Below are 23,121 nucleotides of genomic sequence, written 5' to 3'. Positions count from 1 at the left end.
TCGTCAATGCGTTCGGAATTTGGCGTCGCTGCTTGCGCTAGCTGTGAACCTTCCAGCCCGCCAACGGGGTGGGTGCCGCCGGGGCATTGGGATCGTTGAACTCGACATAAAAATCGCCCTGTTTCACGTTGCCGTCGTAGGCGATGAATCCATGCGCGGTTTGGCCGTTGGCGACGGCGCCCGAGCGCAGCGGCGGCGTCTTGCCGATCGTCTAGTAATCGACCACGGACGAGCCGCCTTGGACGTCCCGGTACGGGTCCTGCCGCCACGGGGAAGACGCGGCGGTGATGGTGCGCCGCTGTAGCTGAATGGCGCGTCGGACTTGCCGACGATGGTGAGCTCGATGACGTTGCAGCCTCCCCCGCTGCTGGTGCAGCCGGACGACACCCAGGCCACGTTGTTGAGCGTGACGTCGGCGGTCGCGGTGCTGTACTCCGTGACATGGATCGTCGTACCGGATTTTCCGGTCGGGAACGGCGACTGTTGGGTCGTCGGGTCCGCGGCGCCGACGGGTGCCGTCGCGCACGCCGTCATCGCCAGTACCGCCGCAAGCCCCGCACGCACGGGAGTAAAAGTGGCCACCTGCCGACGAGAACGCGCGCCGGCGGGGGCAACGCTTTTGACCGGGACGCAATTCGAATCGCGAACGAGCCACAAGATCCCTACTATTTGGCTAGCGCGGTGCGACAATCGTTGTCACCGCCGGAACCAAGGGCGGCAGTACCGTCGTCTTCAGAGCAGAGGAATCCCAACGTGAAGGCGCGAGTATTGACGGCCACCGCCTGCGCCGCATTGGCGGTCTTGGCCGCCGGGGTTGTGTCCGCATCGCCGGCCTCGGCAGGCACTCCCTATTGCGATTCGCTGGCCAACCCCCAGCAAACTCATGAGTGCAACTGTGGCTTCGACTTCGCCCCGGGCAGTCCTGAGTTTCAGGACTGCATGCGTGGAAGTGCGGCCGCACCCGCGCGACCTTAGCCTTCCGGCCCGTACGGAGCCGGGCTGGCGTTCTCGTGGGCCACGTCTAATTTGTTTGCCGCAGCACGCATTCTTGCCGGAAATCGGTGGCTATGATCTCGCCATTGCGATACGACAGGAGCCGCTAATGCCCGGAGATCCTCAGCGTGTGGTCGACCTGCGAGCGCAACAGGTGGTACCCGACGTCCGCCGGACGATGTGGCAAGGCACCCTGCTGCAGTTTGGATTGCGCTCGGTGTTGATCGTCTTGGTCGTAGCGACGTTGGTGCTGGACCCGCCGGACCATTACGAGTGGGTCTGCGCGACCATCCCGCTGGTGTACATGGTCATCCTCGGCTGCTGGAGTGCGTTGACGCTGCGCCGTGGGTCGCCCACGACGACATCCACCACGACGCTGGTGCCGCTGCTCATGCTGACCGCCGACGTGATGATGGTTTCGGTCCTGTCGATACTCGCCGGTGTGACCTCCCCGCAGGACTGGACGTCGGATGTGATGCGGATTGGTTTCTTCCTGATCCCGTTGATCGCGGGCGCGCAGCTGGATCCCAAGATCAGTGCGGCGGTGGCGAACCCGACCATATCCGTGTTCGTTCTGACCTGCTCGATCACCAGATCGGCCGACCAGGAGCCGTGGGCGTCGATCCTGCTGAGCGCATTCGTCTTGGCAGCACTTGCCGGCGGGTCGGTTGCCCTGTCCTTCCTCCAGCGGTCCAGGCTGGAAATGATCGCCGACTTGGCGCGGCAGCGAAGCCACCTGCTGGAAGAGTTGCTGGCAGTGGAACGGCATGAGCGGCAAGCGATTTCGGAACGTCTACACGATGGGGCTCTTCAGTACATCTTGGTTGCACGCCAAGACATGGAGGATGTGCAAGCCGGCTCAGCCGATGCCGCCGACCGTGTCGCGTCCGCGCTCGCCGAGTGTTCGGGGCTGCTGCGCGACGTCGTCCGTGAACTGCATCCAGACGTGCTGGTGCGGATGGGATTGAAGTCGGCGGTCTCCGCTCTCGCCGAAAGCCTTGGTTCGCGCGCCGGACTCACCGTCGATTTCGACGCGGCCAGTTGGCCCGACGGCCTGCGCACCGAGGCCGACGACGTGCTGTACAACACTGTGCGCGAAGCGTCGACGAACGTCATCAAACATGCCCGGGCACACAATATTTGGATCGAGTTGCAATACCGCGAAGGGTTGGCCTGGCTGCGTGTCGCCGACGACGGAGTGGGCATCTCCGAGGCGGCTATCGCGCGCAAGGCCGAGGAAGGTCATATCGGAATGGCATCGATGCGCGCGCGGGTACTCGCCTCCGGTGGACAGTTCGACGTGCGTTCCACCTCCCCCGGCACCGAACTCGCCGTCTCCATACCGTTGGGGACCGCACGTCATCTCACCGCCGCTTGATCGTTGCGGGGCTGTCCACTGGATTAGGTGGTCAGCAAGGCCACGCCGTCGCCGGTGGCTTCGACGCTGACGCAGGATAAATCGGCCACGACGACGTGCGCGTCCGACAGTTCGGTCGCGGAGTGGGTGGTCGTGACGGCTAGTACCTGCGCCCCGGCGGCTCGGCCGGCCCCGACGCCCGCGGGCGCATCCTCGACCACCAGACAGTCCTGTGCCTCGAAGCCCAGCGCGGCGGCCGCCTTGAGGTAGCTCTCGGGGTCTGGCTTGCCGGTCGAGACGTCTTCTGCGCCGATCAGCAACTCCGGAGCCGGAAGCCGCGCTGCCGCCAGCCGGGCAGCCATCAACGAGCGCGGCCCGGACGTCACCGCGGCCCAATGGGTACGTGGTAGGGCATCAAGCAATCGGCGTGCCCCCGGTAGCGCCAGGACACCTTCGAGATCGGCGCTCTCTTGCAAGGCAAGTAGCCGAGCCGTCGCCGCGACGCGCTGCCGTGGTGCGACGAATTGCGCGACCGTGTCCTCGGTTCGCCTGCCGTGACAGACCTTGAGGACCTGTTCGTAGTCGACGTCGTATTCGTCGGCCCAGGTACCCCAGGACCGTTCGACTGTGGCGGTGGAGTCGACCAAGGTGCCGTCGATGTCGAACAGGATCCTCTTGCCACGCAGCACCGCCATAATCCGCAACCCTACGGTTACCGGTCACCGCACGCTCGTGCCCTGCAAGGTTCGCGGTTTGCTTCCAGGCGGCGCTCGGCAAGGTTCAAACCGGCACGAACGGAGCAGTTCGCGGCGAAAACTGCACGTCAAACAGGATCTGCTGACGAGTGTGCATAAAAGACATGCGGGCAGGCCATCGTTGCCAATACGCGCGCGTGGCACATTTGTAAAGGCGGATCAAGAAAATTTAACTAGTTTTAGCCGGGCGGCTTCTATTTGCATTGCCCTGATATCATGTCGTTCAATCCACTGCTGGGCCTCCGCCTGCCGCTACCCAACGACGCTGCGTCAGGCATTTGCAGTATGGGCGACGAAAGGATCCTTGGTGACAACAGCCACCAAACGAGCTCAATACGATTTCATCCATGAGACTTTGCAGCAGGGAACGTCGGCACTGAATTTCACGATGTCGGTGTTGGACAAGAGCTACAAATCTCATTTTCCTGACTATGCCAGCGATGTGAGTGGGATTCTAGAAGACGCTTTTAAGTTTTTGCTGGCAGCTGGTGATGGCGGGGAGCTGTATCAAGCATCGGAAGAGGTGCACGAGCAATTCTTCACCCCCGAAGGAAACGGCTCATGGTTCACCGTGGGCTACTCGGCGTACAAGTCGCAGCGGAAGCCGATACAGGACTTCAACAATCTTGCCGACGCCATTAGCGGCAGCACCGTACTCGACTTCGGCTCCGGCCGCGGTCATTTAGCTGCGCTGATCGCCCGCGCCGGCTTCGACTGCTACACCACTGACGTCATGGACTATCGTGGCGCGGACGCCGACGTTCTGCCGTTTCGGCAGATGGCCTCGCCTGTTGATGTCCCGTATGCGGACGACATGTTCGACAGCGCGATCGTCAAAACGGTTCTCCATCATGTTGATGCCACCGATGTGATTCCGCTGTTGATTAATTTGCGGCGTGTTGCTCGACGGTTGATTATCGAGGAGGACACGTACGCGGTCCCCACCGACTCTCTCGGGGCTGCTGCGGTGCAGTCTGAGTTAGTCGAGTTCAATAAATTGACCGAAAATGACCAATTTCAGGTGCTCGTACTTGTCGATTTCTTCGGCAACGCCGTCGCTCAGGGCCTTGTCGATATGAATTTCGGCTGCCAGTTCAAACGGGTTAGCGAGTGGCATTCATTGTTCACCAGTCTCGGTTTTTGTGTTGTGGATACAGAAATCACTGGTTTCCGCCCCGGTAATATTCACAAAAGCTGCCAGGTTCGCTTCGTCGTTGATCGCGTGGAATCCTAAGACGCTAATTGGCCGGCCGCTCGAGTCCGAGATGATCGCGCAAAGTGGGCCCGGTGTACTCGGTGCGGAATCGGCCACGGCGCTGCAGGATGGGCACGACATGATCGACGAACGTCGTGAGCTCATGCGGCAGTGTCGATCCCATGATCGTGAACCCGTCGACCGCGCCCGCGTCCTGCCAATCGATTACGTGGTCGGCCAGCTGCTCGGGCGTGCCGATGAAGTGCGTCTGCCCCGCCAGCCCGCCCGTCACTTCCCGCGTGATCTCCCGTAACGACGCCTCGGGTCGGGCACGCGAGGCCGCAAAGAGCTGCTCGGCCCGGCTCGACGGCGCCGACCGCTGCGCCCAGAGCTCGGCGGGCAGCGGAGCGTCGGGGTCGAAGCCGTCCGAATCAAGCCCCGCCGTGTAAAGCGTGTTCTGCCAACGAAACTCGGGATTCTCCAACTCTTCGAGGCAGTAGGGGTTTTGTTTGTTGTGTGACGCGAATTTTGAGCAGACTGTGCCCCGCACAATCCCCCGTCAGGGATTTTGATTAATTCAAACAGTCAACTGACCGAAAGCTAAACGGCGGCAATTTAAACCAGATGGATGAGAATTATTTCCGTCACTGAGTGCCGCCTGCGGACACGGAGTTAATGAATGCGGCCATTCCTGCTGGCCAATTTTCAGCACGGGTGAGATAGCCGGCCGCGGGGCTGTTACGGGATCTCAGCCGGGTTTAGTCGGGTCGGTCGCGCACTTCTAACAGACCGGAATACCGCATTTGTGACCACCTCCACGATTCACCACACTATGTGTTGTCCAGCATACCATATGCTAACAGGCATGTGGAGAGTTGTGTGGCAAGATGGTTGAAGTAAATCTGGCAGAGGAGGCACAGCAGCAATGCCGACCAGGCGAGAGCAGACGAGCAGCGAAAGCAGGCAGTTGCTAATCTCGGCGGCCGCTGAGCTGTTCGCCGAACAAGGCTTTCGCAGAACAACATTCGTCGACATCGCCCAGCGCTCGGGTATCAGCCGCGGATCGATTCCGTGGCATTTCGGGAATAAAGACGGCCTCCTCGAAGCGGTCGTCGAAGAGATCACGGAAAGCCTGATTCACGCCCCGCCGCCCGGTGACAATCCCGCAGAAAACCTCGACGAACTTCGGGAATTTATCCGTCGGCCGACGACCAGGCTGTTGATCACATTGACCGCCGAGGCCTTAGAACCGGACTCCCCCGTGCACGGCTTCTATGCTGAGCTGCATCGCACGATGCGCAAATGGCTGAAGAATTGGACCGAACAGATGCCGTTGCCGGCCGGCGTCAACCGCGACGACGTTGTCACGGTGCTCACCGGTGCGGCAATCGGTATCCATCAGCAGTGGCGAGTCGCGCCAGAAGAAATTGATTTGGATCAGACATTCGCCGCGTTTAAGGCGGTTTTCTTGAAGCTTCAGCACGACTAGGACGCCAGCTCACGACAGCTGGCAGCCGTCGCCGTCGAACACGTCTATGGCTGCTACCGGACACATGCGGGCGGCCTTGAGCACCTGCTCTGTCTGGCCCGTCGGATCCGCGTCAAGAAGCGTCACCCAGCCATCGTGGTCGCTGCCGAACACGCGCGGCGCGCTGCGAATGCAATGTCCGCTGGCCATGCACGTCTCGGGGCGGATTTCGACGTGAACCGGTGCGCTCACAGCTTCACCGGGCGCGTCTGCCACCTCGTAAGACCACGTTCAAGGTCCGGCGCACGGGCGCGGTGCTGCCGGGGCCAATGTCGGGGAATCGTGCCAACAGCCGCTCGAAGATGATCTTGGCCTCCAGTCTCGCCAGGGCGGCGCCAACGCAAAAGTGGATGCCGTGCAGGAAGGCCAGGTGCTTGTTGTCGGAGCGTCGAATGTTGAACGTCGTGCTCTCACTGAAGGCCCTCGTGTCTCGGTTGGCGGCCGTGATGCAGAGCCGCATCATTGTTCCCGGCTTGATCTCGTGACTGCCCAGCGTCACCTGCTTGGTCGTGCGACGCATAGTCAGGTGTAACGGCGGGTCCAGGCGCAGCATCTCTTCGACCGCACCGCCCAGTAGCGCCGGGTCGGCGACCAGGTCGCGCTTGGCATCGGGATGATCTAGGAGCAGCGTGATGCCGTTGCCGACCAGATTGAGCGTGGTCTCGTTGCCGGCCACCAGCAGAAGCGCGATCTGGGCCACGAGTTCTTCGCCGCGCAACTGTCTACCGTCGGCGGCGCTGACGCCGATCATGTGCGAGATCAGATCCTCGCCGGGCTCCCTAGCCCGCTGTTCGGCCAGTTCATTCAAGTAGTCGGGTACGACGCCCCCAGCGGATTCGGCACTGGATGTTGTCTGATTTGTCATCGATTGACCTCCCATACCAATTTCTTGGTTCACTGCGACGCGGCGAAAGCTTTGATGAGCTCGCGTTTGAGCACCTTGCCCGTTCCCGACAACGGCATCTGATCGACAAACGCGATGCGCCGCGGAACCTTATAGCCGGCGATCAGTCCCCGGCAGTGCTCGCGCAGTTCACTTTCCGACGCGTGTGTACCTGGCGCCAGCACCACCGCCGCTTCAACCGACTCTCCCCACTGCGGGTGCGGAAGGCCGAAAACTGCACACAAAGCCACCGCCGGATGTTCGGTGAGCGCGTTCTCGACTTCTGTCGTATATACGTTTCGCCACCGGTGATGATCATGTCCTTGAGCCGATCCACCACATACAAGTAGCCGTCGGCGTCGAGGTAACCGGCATCACCAGTGTGCAGCCAACCATCCCGGATAGCCGCATCGGTTGCGTCGGGATTCTCCCAGTAGCCGGCCGTCACATTGTCGCCACGAACCACGACCTCGCCGACCGTTCCGCACGCAACTTGACGATCGGAGTCATCGACAACCCGGATCTCGTTGTGTAATGCTGGCTTTGTGACGCCACGCCGCCGAAACGGATGATGGTGCGCAGCCGACGAAAGCAACGACGCGAAACACGCTAGCTCGGTCATACCGTAAACCTGAGTGAAGTCGGCCGCCCCAAACAATGTCATCGCGCGTCGCAGCAGGTCCTCGGGCATGGGCGAGGCGCCGTAAAGGACGTGACGCACCGTGCGAACCCGAACACCGTCGTCGACGTGGTCGACCAACATCTGGAGCATCGTCGGTACCAACAGGACATCGGTGATCGCATGTTCATCAATGGCTTCGACTGCTGCCTCGGCTGTAAATGACGGGATTGTGACGTGCGTCGACCCGACGAGGTTTCCGAGCACCCAGTGACCGAGGTCGGCGAGATGAAACATCGGTGCCGCATGCAAGATGCGGCCCCCGCGGCTGATCAACCGTTCGGAGGCCAACGCCCCCAGCGCCGACGTGAGCAGGTTGTTGTGGGTGAGCATGACCGCCTTGGGTGTCCCGGTCGTCCCGCCCGTGTAGAACAGCCCAAACAATGCATCACCACTGGCCCGACGGTCCTCGCACGGGAGGTGATCAGCGATTAACTGCTCGTAGCCGAACATGCCTGGGGGCGTGACGTTTTCGCCCATATAGACCACGGTTCGGAGCTCGGCAAGCCGCTCTTGCAGGCCTGCCACCTCCGGCGCGAAGAGGTCATCGACCAGGAGAATTTTCGTTCCGGATTGGGCAAGGGCGAAGGCTATCTCGGCATCACCCGATCGGGGTGTTGCTCGGCCCGCCGATCCAGCACGGCCGGAACCGTGAATCGATCCACTCCGAAATCGGAGGGCCCGGGCGGCCTGCTCCGAACCGAGTGCATCCCTTAGGCTTTCGCGGCCGCCGGGTCGGGATCGCCGCTGGCGGTGTACCCGAAGTCGTCGGGCGACGGCTCGGCGCCTGGATAGAAGCGGTGCGCCCAGCGCCGCAGCGCGGCGTAGTCGCGCGCTTCCTCGGGCGCGAGGTTCGGCTTCTCCAGATACTTCATGTTCTCCCAGGTGAAGAAGTCCTGCTTGATGACTTCTTGTTGCAGCGCCAGGAATTTCGCGGCACGACCGGTCGGCACGTCGCCGGTGTCGCCGGGCTCCCGAACGGAGGCCTGCGTGTAGAAGTAGTCGGTGTAGTCCTCGTCGACCGGCGTCTGCCCGGTGACCTCGATGGTGGCCACCAGGTCACTCGGGAACCGGACCAGCCCCAGCCCCAACGAGTAGTTGTCGTAGATGATCTTGGCATCGACCGGCCCATTGGGGGTCAGCCAGGTTCTGGCCCGGCCACCACCGAAGTGCGCGTTGACGGTGGCGTGCAAGTGATAGCCCGCCAGTTCGAAGGAAGCGGTAATGGCCGGGTTGGCGGCCTTGTGCACGTACTGTACGTGATACGGGTCGGCGGCGTTCTCGATGATCATCTGCGCGTGCACCTTGACCCGGTTCAGCATCCGGCTGTGCGGGTGCAGCGGGTAGTACTCGCCGGTTTCCAGTTCGGGCAGCGCCGGCGGCTGCCAATACGGCGCCCGCCCGTGTCGTTCGTGCCAGACCAGGATGAACCCGTACCACTCCATGCACGGATAGGTGCGGATGCGAACGTTGTTCTTACAGCCGATCTTGCTGTACGGTATCAGCGCGTTGGTGCCGTCGCCGCGCCACTGCCAACCGTGCCAGGGGCAGACGATGTTCTCGTCCTCGACGGTGCCGCCGACGCCCATGTTGGCGCCGAGGTGCTGGCAGTAGGCGTCCAGCACATTGACCTTGCCGGATGCGGTGCGGAACAGCACCAACTCCTCGCCGAAGTAGTGCAGGCGCTTGACGTCCCCGGGCTTGACGTCGCTGGCAAAGGCGACGATGAACCACCCGGTCGGGAACCGATAGGTGGACAGCGCGATGCCGGAGTGTCGGAACTCGCGTTCCGACGGGTCTGGCTCTGGAATCGTATTCGTCACGAGCACTCCGTTTCCCACGCGGCCGGGCCGCTCTTACCTTACCGCGCTTCGACGACTAGAGTCTATTTTTACTATTTTAAGCATTGAACGTCAACGCGGCACCGGCCGGTGGCCGCGGAGCGGGAAAGCGAGCGGGGTTGCACATGACTGCTGCTGCAGTGGACCTATCCGATTTCGCGTTGTGGCGTAACGGTTTTCCCGACGAGTTGTTCGCCGAGCTGCGGCACCACCGGCCGCTTTTCCGACACGGCCTGACGCCCGGCGTGGCGCAGACCGTGCGCCGCGATTTCTGGATCGCGACCAAGCACCGGCATACGGTCCGCCTGCACCGCGACACCGACTCGTTCACCGCAGGGGACGGCCCGCTCATTCAGCCGGTCGCGATGTTTTCGTCGTACCCGACGATCATTACGTTGGATCCGCCGGAGTTGAACAAGCGCCGCAAGCTGATCTCCAATGCGTTCAATCCGCGAGCGATCGCCAAGTTGCAGGACGGTATTCGGGCACGGGCGGCGCGGATGATCGACGACCTGCTCGCCAGGGGCGGCGGGGACTGGATCGCGATGTCGCCGACGCGTTGCCGATGACGGTGATCGGCGACATCATCGGTATCCCGGAAGAGGACCGCCCGCGCATCTTCGACATTTTCGACCGCATCCTCAAGGCGATGGCACCCGAGGCGGGGCCGAGCGGACAGGTGGAACTCGAGCTGTTCGGCTCGGTCTTCGGCTACGCGATGGAGCTCACCGCGGCCAAGCGCGGCACCCCCACCGACGACATCTGGAGCACGCTGGCGTCCGCGGTGATCACCGGTGACGACGGCGAGCAGTTCAGCCTGCCCGAACACGAACTCGAGTTCTTCTTCTTCGTGTTAGCTTTTGCCGGCAGTGACACCACCAAAAACGCACTGGCCATGGGGCTGCAGGCGTTCGTCGCCAACCCCGAGCAAATCGAACGGTATCGCACGGAGGAAGCGGTGCGGCCCAGCGCCGTCGAGGAGGTGCTGCGCTGGGCGTCGCCGGTGGCGTACTGGACGCGCACCGCGAAGGTCGATGTGGAGATGGACGGCCAGCACATCCCCGCGGGCGACCGGGTGGTGTCGATGCTGCGGTCGGCCAACCGCGACGAGGAGGTGTTCGAGGCGCCATTCGCTTTCGACATCGGGCGGCAACCCAACCCGCACGTCGCGTTCGGCGGCGGCGGGCCACACCACTGCCTGGGCGCGATGCTGGCGCGCGCCGAAATGCGGGCGGTGCTCGACGAGCTGCTGCTGCGGTGCGAGCGCATCGAAATCGGGCCGGCCAAGGTGTCCTATCCGAACCTGACGACCAACATGTCGATTTATGACGAGATAGCGATCTCGCTGACGCAGCGGCGCTGAGCCTGTTTGCCCGACTCAGTCCTCCTGCAGTCGCAGTGCGGCCTTCGGGCACTGCTCCACTGCGGCGCGCACATCGATCTCCCGATCCGGCGCCACCGGTCCGTCCGCGATCTGCACCACGTCCTCGTCGCCCAGCTCGAGGACGTCCGGGGCGAGCGATTCACAGAATCCGTTGGCCTCACACAAGGTCTCGTCGACGGTCACGCGCATCAGTTGCCTCCTTATAGGCCCTTCGGGCGGGTTCCGATCACCCCGCTGGCTGCGAGGTTCGCCAGTTCGTCGTCGGTCAGCCCGCACCGATCGCGCAGTACTTCTCCATTGTGCTCGCCCAGCAGCGGCGGCGGGCGCATCAGCCACCGATCCTGGCCGGACAGCAAAGCGAACGGCGGGCACGGATACAGGGCTGACCCGATGCTCGAATGCCGCATTTCCTCGAAGAAACCCCGGGCACGCAGTTGCGGATTCTCGGTCACCAGCGACGGCGAAACCACCGGCGCGGCGGGAACACCCGCACCCGCCAGCCGCTCCACCGTCGATTCCAGCGGCTGCCCGGCGAACCAGTCCTGCAACCGCCCGTCGATGTCGTCGGCGCGCGCCCGCCGGCCCTCCGCCGTGGCCAGGGCCTCGTCACACCAGGCCGGTCGTCCCATCACCTCGACGAGCGCGGACCACTGCCGGTCGTCGCGCACGGTCGCCGCGATCCAGTCGTCGTCTCCGGTGCACCGGTAAAGGTTCTGGATCACCCCGCCGAAGCCGCGATTACCGTTGCGGCTCAGCGTCTTTCCGAATACCTCGAATTCGATGGCCTGTTTCGCGGCGGCGTTGAGCACCGTTTCGAGCATCGGCAGCTCGAGTTGCTGGCCGGTTCCGGTGCGATCGGTGACGTTCAGCGCGGCCAGCACGGCGAAGGCGGCATGCACCCCGGCGAGCGGGTCGCAGGCGCCGCGCGGTGTCACCGGCGGCCCGTCTGGCAGTCCGGTCACCCAGGCCAGCCCGGCCAGCTGCTCCATGGTGGGGGCGAATCCGACCCGGTCGCGCCACGGGCCGTCCAGCCCGAACGCGGGCATGCGGGCCACGACGAGTCGGGGATTGACATCGAGCAGCACCTCGGCGGTCAGCCCGAACTGGTCCATCACCCGCGGCGAGAAGTTCTCGATCACCACATCGGCCAGCTTCTTGAACAGCCGCCGCCCCTCCTCGGAACCCAAATCCAATGTGACAGAACGCTTGTTGGTGTTCATCGCGTGGAACACCCAGCCGTACTCCCACCAGTCGTCGACGTCCTTGCGCATCCCACCGGAGTAGCGAATGCCGTCGGGGCGCTGGATCGACTCGACCTTGATCACCTCGGCGCCGAAGGCCGCCAGCAGATGCGTCGCCGCCGGCCCGACCCAAAACGCGGTCAGGTCCACGATTCGAACGCCTTCGAGCGGCCGATCAGCGGTCGCCACTGTGTCCTCTGATTCGGTTGTGCGCCAGGTTGTTTCGTCATTGTCGGCACCCGCTGCGGCGGTCCTGCCCACCGGGGCCGGCGCGCACGCCGACATCAGCCACGGCGGGCGGGGCTGATGAAACCCGGCCGGGTTTTGCCGGAACACCCCGCGCTCGGTGGCGTATTCCACCTCGCGGATCGTCGCGCCGTTGCCCAGCGCCGCGATCGGCAGCCGGAACAGTTGGCCCAGTTCGACGATCTCCGCGACGGTCCGCTGCGCCAGCCATGGGCCGATCTGCTCGCGGATCAGGTCTCGGTAGGCCCAGCGTCCGATCTGAAAACGCAGCTGCTCGATCTCTTCCAGCTGCGGGCATTCGACCATCACCACGAAGTCGAGCCATTGCTGGCCGGTGACCATCGTGATCCCGACGAAGCCGTTCTTGGCCGGCTCGATCGACGGCACTTCGGTGGTGCGGCGGATCGGCGGCACTCGCAGCAGCTGCGAATGCAGCCACTCGCTGCTCTGCATCAGGGTCATCGCCTCGAGCATCGACAGGTCGAGATGTTCGCCGGGACCGCCGTGCTCGACGCGGCGCCGCACGGCCAGCGCGCCGAACGCGGCGAACACGCCGCCCATGTACTCCCCCAGGTCGCCGCCGATCGAGATCGGGGGCCCGGCGGGATCACCGCGGAAACCGGGCGAGCCGGCCCAGGCCTGCAGGGTGAATTCACTGGCGGCACGGTCGGCATACGGTCCGGTCCAGCCAAAGTCGGAGATCGTGACGACCACGGCCCGCGGCGCATCCGCCAGCAGCCGGCGCGGATCGATGCCCAGCGCGGCCGCTCGCGACGGGCCGGCGGTGAGGATGATGACGGGCCGGCGGTGAGGATGATCACGTCGGCGCCCGCCAGCTCCGCGCGCAATCGCTGCGAGCCCGGCGCGAACGTCATGCTCTGCTTGCCGGCGTTGAGGTAGCAATAGAACGGCGACGGCTGGTCGTCCGGTACCGGCGAACCCGACGCAGAGTAGCGCCGCAGCCAATCTCCTTGTGGTGGCTCGATTTTGCGCACCTGCGCGCCGGCGTCGACCAGTAACTTGCCGCAGTAACTGCCAGCTATCCGGTCACTGATCTCGACGACACGCAACCCGTGCAGCGGTGTCGGACGGTCGTCAGACCCCTGGCTCAATTGCATCCGTCCTTCCGATCGACACGCGCGTCCTTCCGATCGACACGCAATCAGAGATGCTACTTATATCATTACTGCTAAAATAGCTAAGCCAGCTGAGTGCGCGCTCGCCGCTCTTCCCGCTGTTCCTGCGAGGATTGGATGACCACCCTGGGAATTGGTCCCGATGCCCGTCGCCGGTTGTCGGCGCCGAGGATCGCCGAAATCGTAGCCGACGAGCTGCGCCGCCAAATCATCGACGGCGAACTCGCCGACGGCGATCTCCTGCCGCGTCAGGAAGTACTCGTCGAACAATTCAACGTCAGCCTGGTCTCGCTGCGCGAAGCGCTTCGCATCCTGGAAACCGAGGGTCTGGTCTCGGTGCGGCGGGGTAACCGCGGTGGCGCCGTCGTGCATGCGCCGGCCAAGACCAGCGCGGCCTACATGCTCGGGCTGTTACTGCAGAGCGAGTCCGTTCAGGTCGCCGACCTCGGCATGGCGTTGCAGGAACTCGAGCCCGCCTGCGCGGCGCTGGCCGCTCAGCGGCCGGACCGGGCGGACACCCTGGTGCCAGAGCTCAAGGGAGTCAACGATTCCATGGCCGAGCACCTCGACGACGGGCGGCTGTTTACCGAAATCGGGCGCCAGTTCCACGATCTCATCGTGCAGGGCTGCGGGAATCACACCATCATCGCGGTCGTCGGCAGCCTGGAGACGCTGTGGAGCAGCCACGAAAAGCAATGGGCCGACGAGAGCGCGGCGCGCGGCACCTACCCCTCGCTGACCCAGCGGCGGGTGGTGCTCAACACGCACATCAAGCTGGCCGAGACCATTGCGGAGGGCGACGTCGACCGGGCGCGGCGCATCGCGGGTCGTCACCTCGCCGATACACAGACCTATGTGCTGGCCGGTCGGCCCACGCAACGGATCTATGCGCTTTCGCCGCAAGCTCTTTCCCGTTCGGGGTCACGCCCGCCGGGCCTCCGGCAGTCTTAAGTCCCCATGCGAACCGCGGTGGTCACCGGCGGCAGCGGCGGGATAGGTAAGGGCTACGGTCGCAAGCTAGCCGAACTGGGTTACGACGTGGTGCTGGTGGCCCGGCGCGCAGACCCGTTGCGCGCGGCCGCCGAGGAGATCGGGGCCCGTCACATCGTGGCCGACGCCTCCGATCCGGACGGATTCGCCGCTGCGATAAGCACTTTGGCGACGATCGACCTGGTGGTTCGTGCCGCGGGCACGCTGGGTGGAACGTATGCGCGCAAGCAGACCTTCGAGCAGTGGCGGACCATCATCTCGGCCAACCTGGATTCCTGCTTCGTGGTGACCTCGGCGGTGCTGCCGCGGATGCGCGCCGGCTCCCGGTTCGTGTTCATCACGTCGTCGGCCGCGCACGAGCCGATGATGGCCCGGACCGCCTACTCCGCATCGAAGGCCGGCATGAACGCGTTCGCCCGGGCGTTGGCGCTCGAAGTCGACCGCGACGGTATCACCGTGCACATCGTGACGCCGGGCCCGGTGGAAACCGAGATGCTGCAAGACGTTCCCTTCGAGATGTACGCGATTCAGATCTCCGACGTCGCCCACGCCGTCGCCTGGCTGGACACCGTGGACCCGTCGGTCGATCTGCCGGAGATCCGGCTCTCGGCGGCGCAGCGCGGCCCGTATGCCCGACCGCCGGTGGTCCCTAACGAAGCGCGCCGCCACCAGGGAAAGGCTTGATCACCGTTTCCCCGAACTCGTGCAGCGACTCCGGCTTCGCGAAGTCGGCGAACCACACGTAGAAACGCTCGACCCCTTGGCCGGCCAGACCCGCGAAGTGCCGGGTCAGCTCGTCGGCAGTACCGCACACCAGGCCCGCCCCCAGGTTGCCGAAGCGGCGGGTGCTCACCTCGCGCACGGTGTCGGGGTCGGTGCCCGCGCGGGCGAAGCCGATCATCTGCTGGACCGAGATCCGGGCGCTGCCCGTCGACGGGGCCAGCTTCGGCAACCGGTCGATATGGTCGGCCTGCAGGTTCCACCAATCGGCGTGATTGCGAACGAGTTCCATCATGCGTGACCCGCTGCCACCCAGAACCAGCGGTATCGGATGGTTGCGCTTGGGTAGCTGAACCGCACCGTCGTCGTTGCTGCCGTCGCCCCAGTACTGCTTGATCAGGGCCAGGTGACGGCCGAGCTGTTGCACACGGGCCACCGGATCCTGCTGACCGACATCGAATCTGGTGAACTCGGCGGGCCAGGATCCCGAACCCAGGCCCAGATCGAACCTGCCGTCGGATGCGTCAGACAGGGTGACGGACTGCTTGGCGAGCACGGCGGGATGCCGGAAGGCGTCGCAGAGCACCAGATGACCGATGCGCAGCCGCTCGGTCTTGGCCGCCACCCAGGTGGCGACGGCCATTGCCTCCCAAATGCTTTCGCCGGGTAACCCCGGAGCCTCGAGGTGATCGATGAACGCCACTCCGTCGAAGCCACTGGCTTCGACGGACCGCGCCCGGTCCGTGATGTCACCCACAGACAGCCGCACCTGCGGCAGGAACAGATACCACTCGACCATGCGCCACCTATGCTCGTGCCGATTACAAAAGCGCGGCTAGTTTACTATCTTTATTATGTTAGGGGTCTTATGGTTGTCGGACTGACTTCGGATCAGCTGTCGCTGCGCGACACCGTGCGCGACATCTTGCTTACCGAATGTCCTCCCGATGCCGCCCGGCAGGCCCTGACGGACCCGGAGCGCTGGCGCGCTCTGTGGAAGACGGTAGTCGATCTCGGTTGGACCGAACTCGCCGTACCCACCGGCGGCGATTACGGACCCGTCGAGCAGACAGTGGTTCTCGAGGAGTGCGGTGCCGCGCTGGCGCCAATTCCGTTGCTCAGCAGCGTCGGCCTGGCCGCGGGCGTCGGGCGCTCCTGTGGTCTGGACAAGGTGCTCACCGATATCGCCGGCGGGGTGGTTGCCACCCTGGCGGTGCACGCCAAGGGATCTCGGCTACCCGAGCCACCGATGACGTTGCGCGACGGCCGGGTGCGCGGCCCAGCGGTCGCTGTTCCCAACGCATCTCGGGCAGAGCTGATCGTCGCGCTGGCCAAATCCATCGACGGCCATGTCGCCGTGGTGGTGCGCATCGGCGACGGCGTGACGATCACCGCGGGCGAGTCCACCGATCCCGCGCACCCGGTCGCCGACGTCGAGATCGACGCCGAACCGGTGGCGTCCACTCCCGTCGACCTGGAGTCGGCGCTGACCGCACCGATGGTGGCCGTCCCCGCCGATTTGGTCGGCGTGGCCGGCGCCGCCCTGCACCTCTCCGTCGAGCACGCCAAGTCACGCCGTCAATTCGGCTCACCGATCGGGGCATTCCAGGGAATCAAGCACGCGCTGGCCGACAACTAAGTTGCCGTCGAGCGCGCCCGCAGCCTCACCTACGCGGCCGCGGCCCGGCTGGCCGATCCGGACATTGCACCCGCGGACGCTTGGACCGCCGGGGCACTGGCGAAGGCGGCGGCCAGCGACGCCGCGGCCAACTGTGCGGGCACCGCCGTCCAGGTGAATGGTGCGCTCGGGCAGACCTGGGAGCACGACGCACACCTCTACGTCCGGCACGCCTGGCAGGGCGCCGCACTGTTGGGCGACAGTCGCGCGCTCTATCAACAGGTGGGCCGCCGCTTTGTCGCCGCAGGCGCGGCATGACAACCAAATCCGAGGTGGTCGCCGAGTTCGTCGAGTGGCTGGTCGCGTTTCTGCCGAAGGACTATTACGAGAACTACCGCCGGTACCGCTGGGATATCCCGCTGCGCCGCGATTATCAACGCGCAGCCTTCGAGGGTGGGTAGCTGCAGCCGACCTGGCCGCGCGAGCACGGCGGCCGATCGCTGGGCCTGCGCGACGCGATGGAGATCCGGATCGAGGGCGCGCTGCGCTCGGCACCCAAGCTGCCCAGCATTCAAGGGCCCGGCGTCGCGGCTCCTGGCATTCGCCAGTTCGGCACGCCCGCCCAGATCGAGCGGTTCTTGGTGCCGCTGCTGCGCGGCGACGAATGGTGGGCGCTGGGCATGTCCGAGCCGGAAGCCGGATCGGATTTCGCGAGCCTGCGCACGCGCGCCGAGCGGGACGGCGACGTCTTCCGGGTCAACGGTCCATGATCTGGACGACGCAGGCGCACCGAATCGCGGTGGTGCACGCTGTATGCCCGTACCGATCCGGACGCGCCGAAACACCGTGGTATCTCGTGTCTGATCCTCGACCTGCACTCCCCCGGCGTGTGCATCGAACCCATTTGGATGGCCTCGATCTCCGACGAGACGTTCTGCGAGGTCTTCCTCGACGACGTCGAGATCCCCGCGGAAAACCTGCTGGGCCCGGTCAACGGCGGCTGGAACGTCGCGCTGTCGTCGCTGCACCACGAACGCCAGATGATCTGGATCATGAACTGGGTCGAGATCAAGCGCGGACTCGATGCGGTGCGCACTGCGGGCGCCGAAGACTCCGACCTCTACGCCGAACTCGGGTCGCTGCTCGCCGACGCCGAAGCGCTGCGGGCCACCGGGTACCGCGCGTTGGGCAACGAACTCGCCGGCCGGAACAGCCCGGAGGCCGACATCATGAAGCTGCTCGGATCGGTTACCTTGCAACGGGTTTGGTAACTTGCGGCCACGGCCCAAGGACCCGGATCGGCCGGCGACCCGGACCTGCTGTTCGAACGCCAGGACGCGCTCGCGGCCACCATCTACGGCGGAACGTCGGAGGTGCAGCGCAACATCATCGCCGAGCGACTGCTCGGGCTGCCGAAGGGATGACGATGGATTACGACCTCGGCGACGACGCCGTCGAACTGCGACACCGCCTGCGGGAGTTGATCGCTCACCACGTGCCGCCGGATTTCCTGGGGGCGTGCACGGAGGATCCGCAAGACCACGCCACCACCGAGACGTTCTGCAAACTGCTGGCCGTCGAGGGACTGCTGGCGCTGGCGTGGCCGAAAGAGCATGGCGGCGACGGTGGTTCGATCCGGTCTGCCAACACCGCGCTGCGCGAGGAGATGTGGGCCCAGCACGAGCCGCGCGGGCCGCAGTACATGGGGATCAACTGGGTCGGCCCGGCATTGATGCGCTACGGCACCGAAGAGCAGAAGGCCCAGCACCTGGCCGCCATCGCCTCCGGCGATGTGATTTGGTGCCAAGGCTTTTCCGAGCCGGAGGCCGGAACCGACCTCGTCTCGCTGCGTACCCGCGCCGTGCCCGACGGCGACGGCTGGCGCATCACCGGCCAAAAGGTGTGGACGTCGTATGCCCAGATGGCGTCGTGGTGCGTACTGGCGACGTGCACCGACCCCGATGCGCCAAAACATAAGCGGCTCACCCTTTTTCTGATCCCGATGGATCGGCCCGGTTTCACGGTGCGGCTCATCCCGTCGATGCTGGGGCCGCATCACCTCAACGAGATGTTCCTCGACGACGTGCCGGCGTTCCCCGGTGACGTGCTCGGCGAGGTCGGTGACGGCTGGCGGGTGATGCGCGAGGCGCTCGCGTTCGAGCGGGTCGGCATCGCACGCTACGCGCGCTGCGAGTCCCTGCTGCATCGCATGCAAAGCGAGCTCGGCGAGGAATGGGACCGACTGCCCGAATCGCTGCGGGCCCGGTGGGTCCGGGCGCTTGTCGACCTGCGGGTGGCCCGGCTGCTGGCCTACCGCGCGGTGTCGCTGCAGGACGATCCGTCGGCCGGGGCGGCGGCCAGCGCCGCCCGCATCGCCACCACCACCTGCGACTAACAGGTCGCCGAGCTGCTGTTCGACGTGCTCGGACCAACGGCGCTGGACAGCGGCACATCGTCGGCACTGCACGGGGCGAGCGAAGACCATTGGCGCTACGCACAAGCGGCCATCGTGGCGTCGGGCACCATCGAGGTGCAGCGCATGCTGGTCGCCCGCGACGCCCTGGGAGAACACCGGTGAAAACCACACTGCCACAAGATATTAGCGACTTCGCGGCCGTCGCCGCCAAACGGTTCGATCGGCTGGGTGGTCCACAAGCCGCACTGCGGGCCGAGCGAGACGACAGCGTTCGGGACGCGGCGCGCACGGCGCTCGGCGAGCTCGGCGCGTTCGACCTCGATGTCCGGTCCGGTCCGGACGACCTGCTGGCCGCGGCGGTGCTGTGCCAGACGGCCGGTGCGCACGCGCTGCCCTATCTACTCGTCGAGGAGCTGCTGGCGATCGACGGTGCCCGGCTGGCGCTGGTCAATCCCGAGGCGGTACGCATCGACCACGGCGACCTGCCGGGCGACTGGATCGCCGCCGATTTGGATGGCAACCGCTACCAGCTGCGGATGGGGTCGCGGACCAACGCCAAGCTGGGCCCATTCCTGGTGCCGGCCTCTTTGGTCACACCCGACGGGACAGTGCCGGCCGCCGACGTTAATCTTCATCTCGTGCTCGGATCATGGCGGATTCTGGGAGCGATGCAGCGTTCGCTGCGGATCGTCACCGACCATGTGCAGGCCCGCATTCAGTTCGGCAAGCCGTTGGCGGACTTCCAGGCCGTCCGGTTCGCCGCCGCGGATGCCTCGGTCGCGGTGCGCGGACTGTACGAGGTGGCCAAGTTCACCATCTGCCGACCCGAATCGCTGGCGATGCAGGTGCATTCCGCCGACGCGCTGGTGCTGCGGTTCAAGGCGACCGACACCGCACGGCAGGTGCTGCGCACCTCCCACCAATTGCTGGGCGCCCTGGGCTTTTGCGACGAGTCCGACGTCAGTGTGCTCGACCGCCATACCCAACCGCTGATCCGGCTGCCGCTGGGCACCGAGGCGCTCGGGCTGCGCCTGATCTCCAATGTCCGCGATGGGTCCCTGGAGACGCTGTTCAGCGAGCCGGTATCGGCGTGAGCCGCGCCGGCGACCATGCAGAGCGCAGCGATGTGCGCCGATGAGCGCAGAGTCCGCCGCGACCGAGGTGACCCCGAACCCATTCGCAGACGGGATCCCGTTCGGCACCAAACTCGCCGAGCTCGCCGAGGAACTGGCCGACCAGCCGGCGGTGACGATCGTCGCGCTGGACGGCACCGCGCAGACCATGAGCTTCGCCGAGCTCGACATAAGCGTCAACCAGTGGGGACGGGCGCTGGCCGCTAGCGGCGCCGAAGCGGGTTCGTTTGTCGCTCTTGCCATCCCGAACTCACAGCATCTGGTGCTGGCCGCGCTGGGGTGCTGGAAGATCGATGCCGTACCGATTCCGATGCACTGGGATCTGCCCGAATGGGAGCGTGACCGGGTGCGCGCGGTGATCAACCCGGCGGTGGTCGTCGACGAGGACACCCGGTGGGAGCTGGACGCGCTGGCGGCCGGCGAATCCCCGGACCCGCTACCCGAAGCCGTGTCCCCCACCGCCAACGGCATCTGCAGCAGCGGCTCCACCGGCGTGCCCAAAGTGATTCTCAACCTGGCGCCGTCGCTGTGGATCCCGCAGCAGGGCGAACCGTTCCTGGCGAACTGGACACCGGTGGCCAAGCTGCAGACCATCCTGGTGCCCGCGCCGATGTATCACACCAACGGCTTCGCGACTTTTTTGATGCTGCTCAGCGGCGACCATCTGGTGATTCTCGAAAAGTTCGATGCGGCAGTGTTTGTCGATGCCGTCGAGCGTTACCGGATCACGAACTTCACGGCCACGCCGACGATGCTGGCACGCATCGCGGCCCTGCCCGACATCCGAGAGCGCGACCTGTCCAACATCGTGTTCATCCTGCAGGAGCCGCGGTGATGCCGCCGTCGCTGCTGCACACCTGGTTCAAACTGCTCAGCCCGGAGCAGATCGTGACGGCCTACGGCATGACCGAGAATCTCGGCCTCACCGCACTGCGCGGCGACGAGTGGCTGGCTCATCCCGGCAATGTCGGCCGCGGCTTCCGCGACACCGAGATTCGCATCTTGGACGCCGACAAGAACCCGCTGGGTCCGGGCGAAGACGGAGACGTCTATCTGCGCTCGGTGATGAGTGCGGGCTACCGCTATCTGCGTGGAGCGCCGCCGTTGCCGTCGACCGACGACGGATTCCGTTCCGCGGGTGACATCGGCCACCTGGACGAGGACGGTTTCCTCTACATCGTCGACCGCCGCGTCGACATGATCGTCAGCGGCGGCGCCAATGTCTTTCCCGCCGAAGTCGAATCGGCGCTGTCGGGCCACCCCGGCATCGCCAACGTCGTCGTCATCGGACTCAGCGACGAGCGCTGGGGGCGCCGAGTGCACGCGGTGGTGCAGCGCGCCGACGGCGCCGAGTTGGACGAGGCCCAGGTGATCGAGTACGCCAAGAGCCGACTCGCCCTTATAAGGCGCCCAAGACGGTCGAGTTCGTCGACGCCATCCCCCGCACCGCCGCGACCAAGGTCAATCGATCGGCCATGATCGCGGCCCGCGGCGGCTGAGGGAACTTGTCGGGGCCCTTCACTATAATCGAACACGTGTTCGACGGGGGATGCCGATGCGGCGGTGGTGGAGCGGATGTGGGCGGCGGCGCTGGCGGAGAACCGGGCGGCCGGGGCGCGGTTGACGGCGATCGGTGAGCTCGACGTGCTGCGGCTGCGCCAGTGGGGGGAACGAGAGTCCTGGGTGGCCGATACCTGGGCGGCCATCTCCGCCGAGATCGCCGCCGCCCTGGATATCAGCCAGGGGTTGGCGTCGAGTTATCTGAACTATGCCCGCGCGCTGCGCATGCGGCTGCCACGCATCGGTGCGCTGTTGCTGGCCGGCGACATCAGTTAGGCGACGTTTCAGACGATCGTGTACCGCACCGACTTGATCACCGACCCCGAGGCCATGGCCACCGTCGACGCCCACCTGGCGGCCAAGGTGCGTCACTGGCCCTCGATGACCCGCGCCCAACTGGGTGCGGCGGTCGATCGCGTCGTCGCGACCACTGACCGTGACGCGCTCCGGCGCACCCGACAACAGCAGGCCGACCGCGAGGTGTCCTTCCACGACAGCGGCAACGGGCTCAGCGAGATCTTCGGCCGCCTACAAAGCCCTAACACCCACCTCGTCGACGCCCGCCTAACCGCCCTAGCCCAGTCGGTGTGTCCGGCCGATCCGCGCACGCTGGCCCAGCGCCGCGCCGACGCGATGGCCGCACTGGCCACCGACGCCGACCGGCTGCTGTGTCGCTGCGGACAACCCACCTGCCCCGCCGCCACCACCACAGCACCCAGCCCGGTACTCATCCACGTCGTGGCCACCCAATCCACCCTCGATGGCAGCGCCCCCGCACCCGGCGCACTGATCGGCACCGACGTACTCATCCCCGCCGAACTGATCGCCCAACTGGCCGCACAGGCCACCCTGCGACCACTGGTCCACCCCGGCAACGCACCAGCCGAACCCCACTACACCCCCACACCCGCGCTGGCCGACTTCGTCCGCTGCCGCGACCTGACCTGCCGATTCCCCGGCTGCGACCGCCCCGCCATCGACACCGACCTCGACCACACCATCCCCTACGCCCACGGCGGCCCCACCTGCGCGGCGAACATCAAATGCCTATGCCGACTGCACCACCTGATCAAAACCTTCTGGGGATGGCACGACCGACAACTACCCGACGGCACCATCATCTGGACCTCCCCGGCCGGGCGCACCCACATCACCGCCCCCGGCGCCGCCCTACTATTCCCAGCCCTATGCGCCCCCACCGGTGAAATCACCACACCAGACCCGCCCCACCCCTGCACCGACCGCACCGCCATGATGCCCCGACGCCGCCGCACCCGCACCCGACGCCGCTACGACTACATCGGACTACATCGCCGCCGAACGACGCCGAAACCACGCAACACGCCAAGCACACCAACCACACCAACCAGCCCACCCCCAACACAACTCACCACACCGAGCCACCCACCCGACGACGAACCCCCACCCTTCTAAGCGTGGTGACCG

The 23,121-nt window shown here is 65.4% G+C and carries 14 protein-coding genes and 9 pseudogenes; 12 read left to right on the top strand and 11 right to left on the bottom strand.

Going from position 1 to position 23,121, the window contains the following annotated elements:
- Nucleotides 1-37: 37 nt before the first annotated feature.
- Nucleotides 38-534: pseudogene (locus tag T428_RS30630) on the bottom strand (hypothetical protein).
- Nucleotides 535-1,102: 568 nt separating this feature from the next.
- On the opposite strand from T428_RS30630, the gene T428_RS0123915 reads away from it, so the two are divergent.
- Complete coding sequence (locus T428_RS0123915; RefSeq protein ID WP_051465346.1) at nt 1,103-2,371, top strand: sensor histidine kinase; 1,269 nt, start codon at nt 1,103-1,105, stop codon at nt 2,369-2,371.
- Between the two features lie 23 nt (nt 2,372-2,394).
- On the opposite strand, the gene T428_RS0123910 is transcribed toward T428_RS0123915, so the two are convergent.
- The gene (locus T428_RS0123910; protein WP_036468808.1) at nt 2,395-3,045 is read right to left on the bottom strand and encodes an HAD-IA family hydrolase; all 651 of its coding nucleotides are present in this window, start codon (nt 3,043-3,045) and stop codon (nt 2,395-2,397) included.
- Between the two features lie 367 nt (nt 3,046-3,412).
- On the opposite strand from T428_RS0123910, the gene T428_RS32445 reads away from it, so the two are divergent.
- Nucleotides 3,413-4,339: a class I SAM-dependent methyltransferase gene (locus T428_RS32445; protein WP_169733702.1), complete on the top strand. Its 927-nt coding sequence runs from the start codon at nt 3,413-3,415 to the stop codon at nt 4,337-4,339.
- Nucleotides 4,340-4,343: 4 nt separating this feature from the next.
- Here the strand turns inward: T428_RS32445 and T428_RS0123900 are convergent, their stop codons facing one another.
- A complete protein-coding gene (locus tag T428_RS0123900) occupies nt 4,344-4,850 on the bottom strand; it encodes an LLM class oxidoreductase (protein WP_025738437.1) in 507 nt (168 codons plus the stop codon).
- 375 nt (nt 4,851-5,225) lie between these two features.
- On the opposite strand from T428_RS0123900, the gene T428_RS0123895 reads away from it, so the two are divergent.
- Complete coding sequence (locus T428_RS0123895; protein WP_025738436.1) at nt 5,226-5,789, top strand: TetR family transcriptional regulator; 564 nt, start codon at nt 5,226-5,228, stop codon at nt 5,787-5,789.
- A gap of 9 nt (nt 5,790-5,798) precedes the next feature.
- Here T428_RS0123895 and T428_RS0123890 read toward each other — a convergent pair whose 3' ends face one another.
- From T428_RS0123890 to T428_RS0123875, 5 genes and pseudogenes are all read right to left on the bottom strand, one after another.
- Complete coding sequence (locus tag T428_RS0123890; protein WP_025738435.1) at nt 5,799-6,020, bottom strand: ferredoxin; 222 nt, start codon at nt 6,018-6,020, stop codon at nt 5,799-5,801.
- A 4-nt stretch (nt 6,021-6,024) separates the two neighbouring features.
- Entirely contained in the window at nt 6,025-6,693 is a 669-nt protein-coding gene (locus T428_RS0123885) for a cytochrome P450 (protein ID WP_169733701.1), read from the bottom strand.
- A 29-nt stretch (nt 6,694-6,722) separates the two neighbouring features.
- Nucleotides 6,723-6,962, bottom strand: a complete 240-nt coding sequence (locus T428_RS36265; RefSeq protein ID WP_084298855.1) for an AMP-binding enzyme — start codon at nt 6,960-6,962, stop codon at nt 6,723-6,725.
- 239 nt (nt 6,963-7,201) lie between these two features.
- Nucleotides 7,202-7,945: pseudogene (locus tag T428_RS36260) on the bottom strand (AMP-binding protein); the annotation flags it as partial.
- Nucleotides 7,946-8,103: 158 nt separating this feature from the next.
- Nucleotides 8,104-9,213, bottom strand: a complete 1,110-nt coding sequence (locus T428_RS0123875; protein WP_425412075.1) for an aromatic ring-hydroxylating oxygenase subunit alpha — start codon at nt 9,211-9,213, stop codon at nt 8,104-8,106.
- Between the two features lie 83 nt (nt 9,214-9,296).
- Between T428_RS0123875 and T428_RS30620 the strand changes: the two are divergent.
- A pseudogene (locus T428_RS30620) lies at nt 9,297-10,594 on the top strand (cytochrome P450).
- Nucleotides 10,595-10,609: 15 nt separating this feature from the next.
- On the opposite strand, the gene T428_RS0123865 reads toward T428_RS30620, so the two are convergent.
- Together T428_RS0123865 and T428_RS30615 are read right to left on the bottom strand one after the other, a co-directional pair.
- Nucleotides 10,610-10,804: a ferredoxin gene (locus tag T428_RS0123865; protein WP_025738432.1), complete on the bottom strand. Its 195-nt coding sequence runs from the start codon at nt 10,802-10,804 to the stop codon at nt 10,610-10,612.
- An 11-nt stretch (nt 10,805-10,815) separates the two neighbouring features.
- Nucleotides 10,816-13,220, bottom strand: a pseudogene (locus T428_RS30615) (CaiB/BaiF CoA-transferase family protein).
- 135 nt (nt 13,221-13,355) lie between these two features.
- On the opposite strand from T428_RS30615, the gene T428_RS0123855 reads away from it, so the two are divergent.
- Together T428_RS0123855 and T428_RS0123850 are read left to right on the top strand one after the other, a co-directional pair.
- Nucleotides 13,356-14,189, top strand: a complete 834-nt coding sequence (locus T428_RS0123855; protein WP_025738431.1) for a FadR/GntR family transcriptional regulator — start codon at nt 13,356-13,358, stop codon at nt 14,187-14,189.
- Between the two features lie 6 nt (nt 14,190-14,195).
- Complete coding sequence (locus T428_RS0123850) at nt 14,196-14,912, top strand: SDR family oxidoreductase (protein WP_025738430.1); 717 nt, start codon at nt 14,196-14,198, stop codon at nt 14,910-14,912.
- On the opposite strand, the gene T428_RS0123845 is transcribed toward T428_RS0123850, so the two are convergent.
- Nucleotides 14,878-15,747: an LLM class flavin-dependent oxidoreductase gene (locus tag T428_RS0123845; protein WP_025738429.1), complete on the bottom strand. Its 870-nt coding sequence runs from the start codon at nt 15,745-15,747 to the stop codon at nt 14,878-14,880. The genes T428_RS0123850 and T428_RS0123845 overlap by 35 nt on opposite strands.
- 69 nt (nt 15,748-15,816) lie before the next feature.
- On the opposite strand from T428_RS0123845, the pseudogene T428_RS30610 reads away from it, so the two are divergent.
- The 6 genes and pseudogenes from T428_RS30610 to T428_RS30590 all read left to right on the top strand — a co-directional run bounded on the left by T428_RS30610 (nt 15,817) and on the right by T428_RS30590 (nt 23,109).
- Nucleotides 15,817-16,884, top strand: a pseudogene (locus T428_RS30610) (acyl-CoA dehydrogenase family protein).
- A pseudogene (locus T428_RS30605) lies at nt 16,881-17,990 on the top strand (acyl-CoA dehydrogenase family protein). The pseudogenes T428_RS30610 and T428_RS30605 overlap by 4 nt, the downstream one beginning before the upstream one ends.
- A 2-nt stretch (nt 17,991-17,992) precedes the next feature.
- Nucleotides 17,993-19,144 (top strand): annotated as a pseudogene (locus T428_RS30600) (acyl-CoA dehydrogenase family protein).
- Complete coding sequence (locus T428_RS0123815; RefSeq protein ID WP_025738426.1) at nt 19,141-20,076, top strand: acyl-CoA dehydrogenase family protein; 936 nt, start codon at nt 19,141-19,143, stop codon at nt 20,074-20,076. Before T428_RS30600 ends, T428_RS0123815 begins: the two are co-directional and overlap by 4 nt.
- Before the next feature lie 40 nt (nt 20,077-20,116).
- Nucleotides 20,117-21,614 (top strand): annotated as a pseudogene (locus T428_RS30595) (class I adenylate-forming enzyme family protein).
- A gap of 76 nt (nt 21,615-21,690) precedes the next feature.
- Nucleotides 21,691-23,109 (top strand): annotated as a pseudogene (locus T428_RS30590) (HNH endonuclease signature motif containing protein).
- Nucleotides 23,110-23,121: the final 12 nt, after the last annotated feature.

It is taken from the genome of Mycobacterium genavense ATCC 51234 (genome assembly GCF_000526915.1).
Lineage (GTDB): Bacteria > Actinomycetota > Actinomycetes > Mycobacteriales > Mycobacteriaceae > Mycobacterium > Mycobacterium genavense.
The sequence above is the reverse complement of the archived record's forward strand: the minus strand, read 5'-3'. Positions and strand labels throughout refer to the sequence as shown.

Bases quoted from the DNA above. Each gene is read 5' to 3' on its own strand.
- T428_RS0123915 (WP_051465346.1), top strand. From the start codon at position 1,103: ATGCCCGGAGATCCTCAGCGTGTGGTCGACCTGCGAGCGCAACAGGTG.
- T428_RS0123910 (WP_036468808.1), bottom strand. From the start codon at position 3,045: ATGGCGGTGCTGCGTGGCAAGAGGATCCTGTTCGACATCGACGGCACC.
- T428_RS0123895 (WP_025738436.1), top strand. From the start codon at position 5,226: ATGCCGACCAGGCGAGAGCAGACGAGCAGCGAAAGCAGGCAGTTGCTA.
- T428_RS0123885 (WP_169733701.1), bottom strand. From the start codon at position 6,693: ATGACAAATCAGACAACATCCAGTGCCGAATCCGCTGGGGGCGTCGTA.
- T428_RS0123865 (WP_025738432.1), bottom strand. From the start codon at position 10,804: ATGCGCGTGACCGTCGACGAGACCTTGTGTGAGGCCAACGGATTCTGT.
- T428_RS0123855 (WP_025738431.1), top strand. From the start codon at position 13,356: ATGACCACCCTGGGAATTGGTCCCGATGCCCGTCGCCGGTTGTCGGCG.
- T428_RS0123850 (WP_025738430.1), top strand. From the start codon at position 14,196: ATGCGAACCGCGGTGGTCACCGGCGGCAGCGGCGGGATAGGTAAGGGC.
- T428_RS0123845 (WP_025738429.1), bottom strand. From the start codon at position 15,747: ATGGTCGAGTGGTATCTGTTCCTGCCGCAGGTGCGGCTGTCTGTGGGT.